The sequence below is a fragment of the Kitasatospora sp. NPDC097691 genome, assembly GCF_040302665.1.
Lineage (GTDB): Bacteria > Actinomycetota > Actinomycetes > Streptomycetales > Streptomycetaceae > Kitasatospora.
This window is the reverse complement of the sequence record NZ_JBEORY010000104.1, coordinates 1-11,941: the sequence shown is the minus strand read 5'-3', so window position 1 is coordinate 11,941 and position 11,941 is coordinate 1. Positions and strand designations below refer to the sequence as shown.

General features: G+C 73.4%; 9 protein-coding genes. 6 read left to right on the top strand and 3 right to left on the bottom strand.

The window, feature by feature from the left end:
- Window positions 1-338: 338 nt before the first annotated feature.
- Together ABTY56_RS38095 and ABTY56_RS38090 are read left to right on the top strand one after the other, a co-directional pair.
- A complete protein-coding gene (locus ABTY56_RS38095) occupies window positions 339-581 on the top strand; it encodes a hypothetical protein (RefSeq protein WP_350634283.1) in 243 nt (80 codons plus the stop codon).
- A gap of 698 nt (window positions 582-1,279) precedes the next feature.
- Entirely contained in the window at window positions 1,280-2,260 is a 981-nt protein-coding gene (locus ABTY56_RS38090) for an alpha/beta fold hydrolase (protein WP_350634282.1), read from the top strand.
- Between the two features lie 194 nt (window positions 2,261-2,454).
- On the opposite strand, the gene ABTY56_RS38085 is transcribed toward ABTY56_RS38090, so the two are convergent.
- Window positions 2,455-5,310: a helix-turn-helix transcriptional regulator gene (locus ABTY56_RS38085; protein WP_350634284.1), complete on the bottom strand. Its 2,856-nt coding sequence runs from the start codon at window positions 5,308-5,310 to the stop codon at window positions 2,455-2,457.
- Between the two features lie 187 nt (window positions 5,311-5,497).
- On the opposite strand from ABTY56_RS38085, the gene ABTY56_RS38080 reads away from it, so the two are divergent.
- The 4 genes from ABTY56_RS38080 to ABTY56_RS38065 all read left to right on the top strand — a co-directional run bounded on the left by ABTY56_RS38080 (window position 5,498) and on the right by ABTY56_RS38065 (window position 9,343).
- Window positions 5,498-6,055 (top strand): TetR/AcrR family transcriptional regulator, encoded by a 558-nt coding sequence (locus ABTY56_RS38080; RefSeq protein ID WP_350634281.1) that lies wholly within the window; start codon window positions 5,498-5,500, stop codon window positions 6,053-6,055.
- Window positions 6,056-6,235: 180 nt separating this feature from the next.
- Window positions 6,236-7,444: a hypothetical protein gene (locus tag ABTY56_RS38075; RefSeq protein ID WP_350634280.1), complete on the top strand. Its 1,209-nt coding sequence runs from the start codon at window positions 6,236-6,238 to the stop codon at window positions 7,442-7,444.
- Between the two features lie 254 nt (window positions 7,445-7,698).
- Window positions 7,699-8,664 carry a chymotrypsin family serine protease gene (locus ABTY56_RS38070; RefSeq protein ID WP_350634279.1) on the top strand — a complete coding sequence of 322 codons (966 nt, stop codon included), beginning with the start codon at window positions 7,699-7,701 and terminating at the stop codon, window positions 8,662-8,664.
- Between the two features lie 19 nt (window positions 8,665-8,683).
- On the top strand, window positions 8,684-9,343 hold the full coding sequence (locus ABTY56_RS38065) for a hypothetical protein (protein WP_350634278.1): 660 nt from the start codon (window positions 8,684-8,686) through the stop codon (window positions 9,341-9,343).
- Between the two features lie 250 nt (window positions 9,344-9,593).
- On the opposite strand, the gene tsaD is transcribed toward ABTY56_RS38065, so the two are convergent.
- Together tsaD and ABTY56_RS38055 are read right to left on the bottom strand one after the other, a co-directional pair.
- Entirely contained in the window at window positions 9,594-10,661 is a 1,068-nt protein-coding gene (gene tsaD / locus ABTY56_RS38060) for a tRNA (adenosine(37)-N6)-threonylcarbamoyltransferase complex transferase subunit TsaD (protein ID WP_350634277.1), read from the bottom strand.
- 210 nt (window positions 10,662-10,871) lie between these two features.
- A partial coding sequence (locus tag ABTY56_RS38055) for an amidase (RefSeq protein WP_350634276.1) occupies window positions 10,872-11,941 on the bottom strand: 1,070 nt, incomplete at its 5' end.

Sequence of the window (11,941 nt, the reverse complement as noted above, 5' to 3'; positions counted from 1 at the left end):
GGACGGCGGCTTCGAGGTCCGCGCCGAGCTGCCCGCCGCCCGCTCCTGACCCACCGGGCTCGCCGTCGGCGACGACGACTTCGACGCCGCTACCGTCGGCCTCGGCGCGGCGGCCCTGGCGGTGGCGCCGGCCCTGACCGCACTGGGTGTGCGGCCGCGCCTGCGCGAGTTCGCCTGACCGGGAAGGCGAGGGCGGCCGGCATCCGATTCGTTCCCGCGCCCTGTGATCGGGATCCGGCTTGACCTACAGTGTGGGACGCCGACGCGCCGTCGAGGCCGAGGCGCATCGGCACGGGCCGCCCGCAGACTGCGGGTGAGCGGACGATCGGAGGACTTCCATGCGCCCTCGGTGGGTGTACGGGCTGTTCGGCCTGGCGTGCGCCGTCCTTTTCGTCATCGCCGCCGTCGTGGGCGGTTTCGCCGACGAGCGCGGGATCGGATGGCTCTCCACGGTCTGCGTCTTCGGCGCCGGCGCCTCGCTCGGAATCGGGTTGACCATGGTCGGCCGGGCCGTTCTGCCCGAGGGGCGGCTGCGTCGGCAGATGTTCCGCTTCCCGCCCCCGCGGAACCACGGCGAGTGACCGCCTGCCGGGTGCGGGCCGAGACGGTCACGCCCGGTGCGTGCCGACGTCCAGTGGTCCGGCCCTGCCGGGCGGATCTGATGGTCCGACAGCCTGACCACAGGTGTGCCGGGAAGCCTGGTCGGCGCGGGGGATGGCTGCGGCGATCGGCGGCGGTGACCCCGACCGGCTACCGGGCGGTGACCCCGACCGGCTACCGCCGACTCGGCCCCCGCTCGGAATGATCGAGCCTCCCGCCGTTCTACACAACCGCGGAGGCCGACAAGATCGTCGCGGCGAACCGGCGGCAGATCGTCGCGCTCAAGGGCCGGACCCTGACCCCGGCGACCCGTCAACTCCTCGACGAGGCCGACGACTACGGCCCGGCGCACCTCGCCCACCACCGGCTGAGCCGGCCTGCGGCCGTCCCCGCGACCGCGATCGTGTCCGACACCGCACCCTTCTCCACCGCCGACGACGCACGACTGTGGCGCCAGGCCCAGCAGGAGTTCGTCGACGCCGCCCCCACCGGCAGTTGGTCGTGGCCGAGCACAGCTCGCACGACATCCCCGTCGCCCGACAGCGGTTTGCCGAAACAGCAACAGAGCATTACAGCCGCACGACTGTGACCCATGATCGACCGAGGGACCGCGCCGGCGGTCGTCAGGCAAGGCACGAGTCTTGCCGCCCACTCACAGCACAGCAGACCCGGAGGATCCATGTCGTTCAAAGCCACTGACCTCACCCACCGACTGGTCCCCTCCCCGGCCGGCCGGATCCACCTGGTCGAGCAGGGCACCGGGCCCCTGGTGCTGCTCGTGCACGGCTTCCCGGAGTCCTGGTACTCCTGGCGCCACCAGCTCCCGGCGCTGGCCGCCGCCGGGTACCGCGCGGTCGCCGTCGACGTCCGCGGCTACGGCCGCTCGTCCCGGCCCGACCACGTGGACGCCTACCGCATGCTTGACCTGGTGGAGGACACCACTGCGGTGGTGCACGCCCTCGAAGAGCGGTCCGCGGTGATCGTCGGCCACGACTGGGGCGCGGCCGTCGCCGCGAACTCGGCCCTGCTCCGGCCCGACGTGTTCCGGGCGGTGGGCCTTCTCAGCGTCCCCTACACCCCGCGCGGCGGACCACGCCCCAGCGAGGTCCTCGCACAGATGGGCGGGGACCAGGAGTTCTACGTCTCCTACTTCCAGGAGCCCGGACGAGCCGAGGCCGAGATCGAACCCGACGTGCGCGCCTGGCTCGCGGGCTTCTACGCGGCGATGTCCGCCGACACCATGCCCGAACCCGGCGCACCCGACCCGCACTTCGTCAGTACGGGCGGGACGCTGCGCGAGCGGTTCCCGGCCGGCGGGCTGCCGGCCTGGCTCGGCGAGGACGACCTCGACGTCTTCGCGGGGGAGTTCGAGCGAACCGGCATGAGCGGCGCGCTGAACCGCTACCGCAACATGGACCGGGACTGGGCGGACCTCGCCGCCTACGACGGTGCGCCGATCACCCAGCCGTCCCTGTTCGTCGGGGGCAGCCTGGACGCCTCCACCGTGTGGTTGGCCGACGCGATCAGCGCGTTCGGCACCACCCTGCCGGGGCTGGTCTCCTCGCACCTGCTCGACGGCTGCGGCCACTGGATCCAGCAGGAGCGCCCGGCGGAGATCAACCGGCTGCTGACCGGCTGGCTCGCCGCACTGCCCGAGTGACGTCGCGCCCCTTGCACCGGTGAGGGCCGCGTGTTCGGGCCCCGTGGAAGCTCGCCCCGCCCCCGCGTGCGCCGTGGGCCAGGGTCCGCCGGCCGGTAGCGAGGGATGCTCGGGGCGCAGGGCGGGGAGTCGGTGGTGGCCGAAGGAGGGCGTGAGGTCCCGCTCGACGCGGTCCGGCTTGGCCACGGCCGGGATCAGGGTGCGGCGGAGTGGTGGTCGATCCTGGTCAGGGCGTCGCGGAGGGCGGCGCGCGTGGTGACGCCCAGTTTGGGGAAGACGCGGTAGAGGTGGGCGCTGACCGTGCGGGGGGAGAGGCGGATCTGCTCGCCGATCTCCTTGTTCGTCAGGCCGGCGGCGGCGAGGTCGGCGACCCGGCGCTCCTGCCAGGTCAGCGGCACCGCGGTGGGTGCCGCAGTGTGGGGTGTGACCCCGGTGGCCCGCAGTTCGGCGTGGGCCCGTGCGGCCCAGGCGGTGGCGCCCAGCCGGTCGAGGGCCTCGGCGGCGGGGGCGAGGAAGGTGCGGGCCGCCGCGCCGCCCTGGGTGCGGCGCACGCGGATCCCGTGTGCGAGCCGGATCCGGGCCAGCTCGAACGGGAACCGCTCGGCGGCCGGGTGGGACTGGGCGCGGGCGTACATCTCCGCGGCCTCCCCGTCGTCGTCGGCCGTCATCGCCAGGGCCCCGTGGGTGATCAGGGCCAGGCGCGGGGAGACGTCGGGCAGGCCGGCGTCCCGCGCGGCCTGCGCGTGGGCCCGGGCCAGTTCGGCGCGCCCGGTGTGCAGGGCCGCTTCGACGAGGTCGAGGAGGGTCCGCGACGCCTGGTGGGCGTAGGGCCGGAGCGCTCCCGGTGCGGTGATGCCGATGGAGTAGAGGAACGCGGTCTCGTAGTCGCCGGCGCTCAGCGCGGTGGTCGCGCCGATGGCGTCCGCGAGCTGGGTGAGGAACCCGACGCCGCGCGGGCGGGCCCACGCGTCGACCGCGGCCTGCAGGTCGCGGGCCTCCTGCGCCCGGCCCCGTACGGCCGCGAGCTGGGCCAGGTAGGCCCGGGTCTGGTGCGCGAACAGCTCGTTGCCGGTCTCGGTCGCCAGGGCCAGGGCGCGCTGTCCGGTGCGTTCGGCGGCGTCCCACTGGCCGAGCGCCGTCTGGTCGAGCATGACCAGGTGCAGCATGACGATGCCGCTGGACGTGGCGCCGGTGTCCAGTTCGCGGTCCACGACGCGCTCCAGGTACGGGCGTAGCGGGCTCAGGACGTCGAGGTGGTAGGCCGACACGGCCAGGCGCGTGACGTCCCACGGGTCCTGGTGCTCCAGGTTCGTCGCGGCCCGTTCCACCGCCTCGGCCAGGCCGGCGCCGTGCCGGACGACGTCGCTCCAGGTGCCGGCGTACAGCCACGCCCGTTCGGTGGCGAGGTCGCCGAGGGAGGTGAGAACCTCGTGCGTGCGGTGCCAGGCGGTACGGCTGCCGGCGTACTGGCTGACGGCGAGCAGGAGGCTCACCAGGCGGTCGAGCACCTCGCCGTTCGGGTCGGCGTCGGGTCGGGCGGAGCGGGTGGGGGCGGAGTGGGTAGCGGCGGAGTGGGTAGCGGCGGAGGCGGTCGGGCCTGTGTCGTGCCGGCCCGCGCCGCCGTCGCGCAGCCGCTCCACCGCCGCCGTGACCTGACGGTGTGTGGCCCGCACGTCGCCGTTCTGGTACAGCGCCAGGTAGGCGTCGGCGAGGACCGCGGCGGGGTTGTCGTCCGTGCCGGGGGTGGAGGCGGCGAGCGCGAGGCTGCGGGCCTGGCCGAGCCGGTCCGCCTGCCCGGCGACGTACGCGGCGTCGCCGAGGCGCCTGGAGCGGTCGGCCCGGTTCTCGCTCAGCTCGGCGGCGCGGGTCAGCCAGGACACGGCCATGCGCGCGCCGCCGCGCCGGGTCGCCGACCGGGCCGCGGCTTCGAGGGCGGCGGCCACCTCCTCGTCGGGGTCGACGGTGGCGGCCGCGAGGTGGGTGGCGCGCCGTTCCGGGTTCTCCCGGTGGACGTGCGCCAACACCCGGTGGGCGGCGCGGCGTTCGTCCGTGCCGGCCAGCTGGACGACGGCCGACCGGACGAGCGGGTGCCGGAAGACGAGGTTGCCGGTGGTCGGCTCGACGACCAGCAGGCCGCACCCGACCGCCTCGTCGACGCCGCGCATGCGGTACCCCGGGGTCGGGGCGGGGCCGTCGCCCGGCCTGGCCGCCGTACCGTCGAGGGCTCCGGTCAGCAGTTGCGCCCGGACGGTGTCGCCGAGGCGGGCGAGGCGGGTGGCGTAGACCTCCTGGATCCGCCGGGGCAGCGGCACGGCGTGCGGGCCGAGCAGGTCCTCCGGCGCCCGGTCGCCAAGCTGGGAGGTGGTGTGGGCGGGCAGCTCCAGCAGCGCCAGCGGGTTGCCGCGGGCCGTCTCCAGCACGAGGCCGCGCAGCTGCTTGCCGAGCTGCGGGTGGTGCCGGTCCAGCAGGCACGTGGCGTCCGCGTCCGCGAGGGCGCCGACCGGTGCCTCCGGCAGTGCCGCGGTGTCGAACCGGGAGGCGATGTCGCTGCGGACGGCCACCAGGAGCTTGACCCCGGGGCTGCCGGCGAGTCGACGGCCGACGAACCCGCAGACGTCGGCGCTGGCCTCGTCCAGCCACTGGCCGTCGTCGAGGACGAGCAGCAGGGGCCGCTTCGAGGCGGTCGAGGACAGCAGGTTGAGGACGGCGATGCCGAGGGCCATGACGGACGGCGGCGGGCCGTCGGTCCGGTCGAACACGGCGTCGAGCGCGGTGCGGGCGGCGGCGTTCAGCTGCTCCCGGCCGGGCTGTCCGGCGTCCGGGAGCAGCGGGTAGAGGAGCTGGTGCAGCCCGGCGTAGGGCAGTTCGGTCTCCGCCTCGACCCCGGTGGCGCGGATCACCAGGTGGCCGTCCCCGGCCGCGATTCGCGCTGCCAGGTCGAGCAGGGTGCTCTTGCCGACGCCTGCCTCTCCCCTGAGCAGCAGGGCTTGTCCGTCGGACGCCTGCACGAACGCGGACAGCCTCGCCCGCTCGCCGTCCCGACCGACCATCACCATGCCCGGTTCCACGCCCGGTTCCCTCCCCTGCCCCCGAGGTGCGCGACCCCGCCCCGAGATGCGTGACCCCGCCCCGAGGTGCACGCCCGCGTCCGGATTCACCATTCAACCGGACGGTTAGTTGATTAGAGTGTGCCGAGATGACCCTGTCAAGTAAACGGTTAGTTAGGAGCTGGGGCAGATGGAGCGCGACGCCGAAGCCACCAAGCGGAGACTCATCGCGGCCGGCCGGGCCGAGTTCGCCGCGCACGGGCTGAACGGTGCCCGCGTCGACCGCATCGCCGCCGCCGCACGGAGCAACAAGGCGCAGATCTACCACTACTTCGGGAACAAGGCCGGGCTGTTCGACACCGTCTGGAACGAACTGGTCGAGCAGATCGTCGTGAACGTGCCGCTCGACGTGAACGACCTGCCCGGGTTCGCGGCCGGCCTGAGCGACCTCTACGCCGAATACCCCGACATCCCCCGGATCGTCACCTGGCAGCGGCTGGAGCACGGCGACGCGCTCGACGAACTCGGGATCACCGAGGTGCGCAACCGGAGTGCCGCCATCGCCGAGATGCAGGCCAAGGGCCTGGTCTCGACCCGGTTCGAGCCCCGCGTCCTGTTCGCCCTGCTCGTCCACATCGCCATGCTGTGGGCGGCGTCCAACCCCGAGGTGCTGGCGGTCCTGGACCCCGCCGACCGGGCGCAGCGCCGCGAGACGATCCACCGCATCGCCGCCGCCCTGGTGGAATGAGCCCGCGGCGCGGCCGTGCCTGCGGCGCGGCTCCCCGCTGACGCCGAAGCACCGCGGCGGTGTGTCGGGCTCCCGCGTTCCAACTGTCGGCGGAGGAAGGGTCGTTCCTGCTCCTCCGGCCGGGTCGGAGCTTCGGGCAAAAGCTCTTCACGTCACGTCCGTGCCTGCGAGTATGGAGTCATGCCGCAGGATCCCCCGGACCCGCCCTCGACTTCCTCGGTGGAGAACCGTCTCACCGGTGGGGCAACCGTCAACGGCCCGATGCTGCAGGCCGGAAGCGTGTACGGCGGTGTGCACGTCCACCCGGCGGCGCGGCCGACGCGGCCGACGGGCCCCGAAACGGTGGACGTCCTGGTCGAGTACTTCGAGCCCGGCCAGTGGCTGGTGATTCCCTCGCGTGCGGCGCTGGACGAACCCCCGGTGCTGTTGCCGGGGCAGAGCCCGGGCCAGGAGGACGTGGCCGAGTGGGCACGCGGCCACGGTGGCGTGGACTTCGCGACCACGGAACTGTCCGTGACGGTGACCAACCGCTCGGATGCCCACCTCACCCTGCGCGGCCTGCGGGCCGAGCTCGTCGACCGTGTCGAACCGCTCACCGGAGCGCTGGTCTCCCGGGTGCCGCAAGGCGTCAGCGGCGTACCGGAGCTGGAGCTCGACCTCGACCAGGAATGCCCGGCGCTCTGGGAGGTGGACGAGTTCACCCGCCAACGGGTCGGCGCCCGTCCGTTCCTCGACCGTACCCACGTACGGCTGGCCCCGGACGAGTCCCAACGCTTCATCATCACCGCGCGGATCCGCAGCTCCTGCTGCACCTGGCAGCTCGTCCTGGACTTCCGCGGCGACGACGGCACCGACTTCACCGTCCGCCCCGCGCACCGCTTCCGGACCAGCGGACTTCCGGTGACCGGACTCGCCCCCGTCGTGCGCTGGGCGTGGTTCGAGGACCCACCGCGGTTCTGGCTGGACACGGCCCGGCTGGACTGGTGCAGTCCCGGCCACCCCGATCCGGAACTTCCCTCAGCCCCAAGGGAATTACGCAAGCTGGCCGGGCGCTTCGGCCCACACCTGACGCACTTCCTCAGCACGGGTACCATCGGCCCGGAGCAACAGTTCCGGCTGGCCAGGGTGCTGCCCGCAGTACGGCTGGCCGTCGACCTCGTCAGGGCCGACCGCAAGCGTCGGCACGCCGACGCCGCCCGTCTGCGCGCCGAGCTGCGCCGACGGTTCCCGCACCCGATCGCGGCGCAGGCCTACGTGGCCGCCCTGCTCGCCGCGGGCCTCACCCGCGGGATCCCGCCCAGCCGCCGCGAGAGCCTGGTCGCCTACCTGGCAGACACCCCCGCCGCCGAGGTCCTGCGGCCGATGATCGCCGCCGCTGCCCGCCGCTGAGTTCCGACTTCCCGGCCAGCTGCGGCGTTGCGGGAACACGGCTGCGAGGCGGAGTGCGACCAGCCCCGCGCCGGCGCGAGGCCGGGTGTGTCGATCGATGCGCCGCCGGAGGGGCGATCCCATCCCCGAGTCCGACAGGACCACTCGAACGGGTTAGCACCGGCTCGCCCGCCGCAGCCGGCGGGGCCATTCTGGCCCTGTGTTCCGCCGACTGTTTCGTCGGCCCTGCGCCCCGCACGCGGGAGGTGGTCACGGTGTGGTGGACCGACCCGGAGAACGAGCGACTGTTCGGATTCGTCCAGCGACTGTTCGACCTGTACCAGCACTACCTCGGGTCCCTGGAGGAGGGAACACAGCCCCTGGTTTGGGGTCTGGGCAGTGCACCGGACGGGCGCGGTCGATGGACGTACCCGCTGGTGGTGGCGAGTTACGAGGACGCCCGGGCCGACGGGGTCGGGCTTCCGGTCGGGCGCTATCCCCTGGCCACGCTGAGGGACAGCGGCTGGTCGGACACTCGGGTCGGAGGACTGCTGCGCTCCTGGGAGGTGCCGCCGGACACCCTGATCGACCTGTCCGGCCGGCCGACGGCCGCCGGCAGGGTCCTTCCGACTGGCGAGGTGGTCGCCCGCAGCCCTGCGGGCAGCGCGACCGTGGGTCTGACCCTCCAGATTGCCGGTAAGCAGGCCTTCATCACCGCCGGTCATCTGGTCCCCGGCGAGGTACAGGTCGACGTGTACGCCACGGCTGGCGGAGTTCCGACCTGGGTGACCGGTACGGTCGTCGACTGGCAGGATCCCGTGAACGCGGGCGCCAAGGGAGGCTACGACTACGCGGTTGTCGCACTCGACGATCCGCACCGGGTGGCACTCGTTTCCCACCGGGGCGCCACGCCACCTCCACAACCGCCGTACGAGACGTTGGACGTCACCGTCTACGGTGGCCCGTCGGGCAGACAGTCCGGAACGGTCACCGCCGCTCTGGTGACGCTCGGCGACGCCCGACGTCAGTGGTGGAACGTGTGGCAGTTCGCGCCGTCGGGCCGACTCCGGCGCGGCGACTCCGGCAGTATGGCCATGGTCACCTCCGGCCTCTGGGCGGGCTCCGTGCTCGGCCACTTCGTCGGAGGCTCGGGAACGTCGCCGCACTTCTTCGACCACCAGTACATCCAGGACCTGGCCTCCCTGCTGGGCAGCGGCCTCGCGAGCGAAGTGACCTTCTGAGGATGGTCAGGTGTGAGCCATGAGCATCAGGTCACTCGCCGTCACGGCCCGCCGCCGGCGCACGCCCGCCGCCGCGGTCCGACCACCCACGGCCCGTACCTGGGCGGCGTCCACCGCGGGGAACGGCGCGCCGGCCAGCACCGGCGAGAGCAACGGCGCGGACACCCTGGTCGAGGCGGTTCCGACCGAGGTGATCGCGCTCTACACGACCGTACTGGGCGTGCTGACCGGCGTGTTGAAGGACGACCCGCTGGCGACCTATCTTCCGCTCCGCTGGGTCCTCTACGGCGGTTGCATCCTGGGTACCGCCCTGGCATTCGTCGCCACCTATGCCTTCACGGATGCGCCCGCGGCGGAGGAATCCGGCGCGGAGGATCCCTTGAGTGGAGCGGCACTTCGGGACCTTCCGCCGCTTGTCGAACCCGGAGCCGCGCAGGCCGCCCCCCGCAGTCCCAAGGACAGGACCCGGAAGTCCGAGCCACCGGTCGCGGAAGCCTGCATGGGATGTTTCTCCTTCGCGGTGTGGGGGCTCGTCATCCCCGGTTCGCCGCTCTACGTGGTCCTGCATGCACCCACGCTCCCCGTCGTGGTGACGATCCTGAGCGCGGTGGGAACGTTCGTCGCCACGTCGATCTTCGCTCCGTGGCTGAAGCGGGATGTCAAGCAGGACGACCACTAGCCTCCAGGCGTTCCGGGCGGCTGGAGCTCGTCGAACGTACTGTCATTCGACGGCCCCGCCCGAGTCGGGCGGCGGCTCGGGCACCGGGCCGGCGTTTCGCACCTTGCGGGTCCTCGCGCTTTGGTGTCGGGTGGAACGCCTCCGCGAGGCGCCGTGGCGGCGCCCGGGCCGGGTGTCGGGGTCCGAGCATGACGAGCACACGGCGCGGACGCGTCCGATGCGGGGTCGATGCTCCGGACCTCGACGGCCGTCACGCGGCGCGAGTCGTGGCGAGCGGGGTGAGGGCCGCGTACTCCAGGGGTGCGGAGGGGTCGATGGAGAGGTCCATCGGGGCGGGTCGGGCGCCGGAGCGCACCAGGAGGTCGCCGATGGCGGCGACCATGGCGCCGTTGTCGGTGCACAGCCGCAGGGCGGGGACGCGCAGGGTGATGCCGGCGGCCGCGCAGCGCTGCTCGGTGAGGGCGCGGATGCGGGAGTTGGCGGCGACGCCGCCGACCACGACGAGGGTGTCGATGCCGTGGTCGGTGCAGGCCCGGACGGCCTTGCGGGTGAGAGTGTCGGCGATGGCCTCCTGGAGGGCGGCGCAGGCGTCCGGGACGTGCGGTTCGGTGCCGACGGCGCGCTGGGCTTCGACCCAGCGGGCGGCGGCCGTCTTGAGTCCGGAGAAGGAGAACGCGTACGGGGGGTCGTGCGGTCCGCTCAGTGGGCGGGGGAGGCGGACGGCCTTCGGGTCGCCGTCGCGGGCGGCGCGGTCGATCGCGGGGCCGCCGGGGTAGGGCAGGTGCAGGATCCGGGCGACCTTGTCGAAGCACTCGCCGGCCGCGTCGTCCAGGGTGTCGCCGAGGTGGACGATCGGGTCGCGGGCGAGGTCGCGCACCAGCAGCAGGGAGGTGTGCCCACCGGAGACGATCAGCACGATGCACGGGTCGGGCAGCGGCCCGCCGTCGAGGGCGGCGGCGGCGACGTGCCCGGCGAGGTGGTGGACGCCGTAGAGGGGGACGCCGAGGGAGAAGGCGTAGCCCTTGGCGGCGGCGAGGCCGACCTGCAGGGCCCCGGACAGGCCGGGGCCGGTGGTCACGGCGACGGCGCCGACGTCGGCCAGGGCGAGCCCGGCCCGGTCCAGGGCCTCCCGGACGACGGGAGCCATCGCGTGGACGTGTGCGCGGGCGGCGATCTCGGGCACCACGCCGCCGAACCGCGCGTGCTCGTCCATGGACGACGCCACCGCGTGCCCCAGCAGCACGCCGTCGCGCACCAGACCGGCGCCGGTCTCGTCGCAGGACGACTCGATTCCCAGCACCACCGGTGATCCGGTCATCTCTCGAAGCTCCTTCTTGCTATGCAATAGCAGTTGCATAATATGTTCAAGAAGCTCTGTGGGCTGCCCTGCCCTTGCGCACGGCGCCGCCCACGGCGGCATGGTCGGCCCCGCCGGCACTCCCCGGCGGGGCCGTAGCAGTTTCCGCACGTGTCTGAGGCTCACCTCGGACGGTGGTCTGCCTGTCCGACGTGGCGAGACGCCGTCAGGTCACTGCGCCGACAGCGGCGGGGTGCGCGGCGGCGCGGTCCGTCGGCTGCCCGTCGCCTCGAAGGCCGCGCCGAGGGTCAGCAGGGCGTTGTCGTCGTAGGCGCGTCCGGCGAAGGTCAGGCCGACGGGCATGCCGGTGTCGGTCATGGTGCCCATGGGCACGGTCACGGTCGGGATGCCGAGGTGACGGGGCACCAGGTTGCCGTTGGCGACCCAGACGCCGTTGCGCCAGCCGAGGTCGGCGGAGGCCTCGTTGACGTCCATGTCGGCCGGGGCGACGTCGGCGGCCGTGGGGAAGACCACGGCGTCCAGGCCGAGTTCGTCCATCCACGACTCCAGGTCGACGCGGCGGGTCTCCTCCAGCCCGCGCAGCCCCTGCTCCAGGTGCGGCATGTCGGTGAAGGACGCGTACGGGCGCTCGCGCACGAAGCGCGGGTATTCGCCGATCGTGTCGTCGAAGCCGGCGTAGCGGTCCGGGAGTTCACCTTCGTGCTTGGGGAAGACGCGCTCGCCGTCGACCTCGGTCAGGGTGCCGAGCCGTGGGTCGCCGTTGGCGCGCAGGAAGTCGTCCCAGGCCCAGGCGGACAGGTCCTCGATCTCGACGGTGAGGAAGTCCCGGCTGACGAGGCCCCGGGTGAGGAGGGAGGGCGCGCCGGGGCGGTCGGACTCGTAGTTGGTCACGACGGGGAAGTCGACCTCGACCACCTCGGCCCCGGCGGCCTCCAGGTCATGGCGGGCGGCCTGCCACAGGTCGATCACGGAAGGGCGGGTGTCGATCGGCTGCCCGGTCTGGCCGCCGATGCCGCCGTCGGGGTTGGTGCCGGCGTCGGGGTCGGCGTTGATGTACATCCGGGGGACGCCGACGCGCTTTCCGGCGAGTGCGGCGCGTGCCGCGGCCGTGTCGGCGGGCGCGAGGGCCGGGTACGAGGCCGGGCGGACCTCGGAGGCGGCGGGGATCGGCACCCAGGGCTGGGAGCGCCACAGGTCGCCGCGGGTGTCCGGGTCGTCGGCGACGATGACGTCGAGCAGTTCGAACAGGTCGGCCATGGTGCGGGTGTGCGGGACGACGA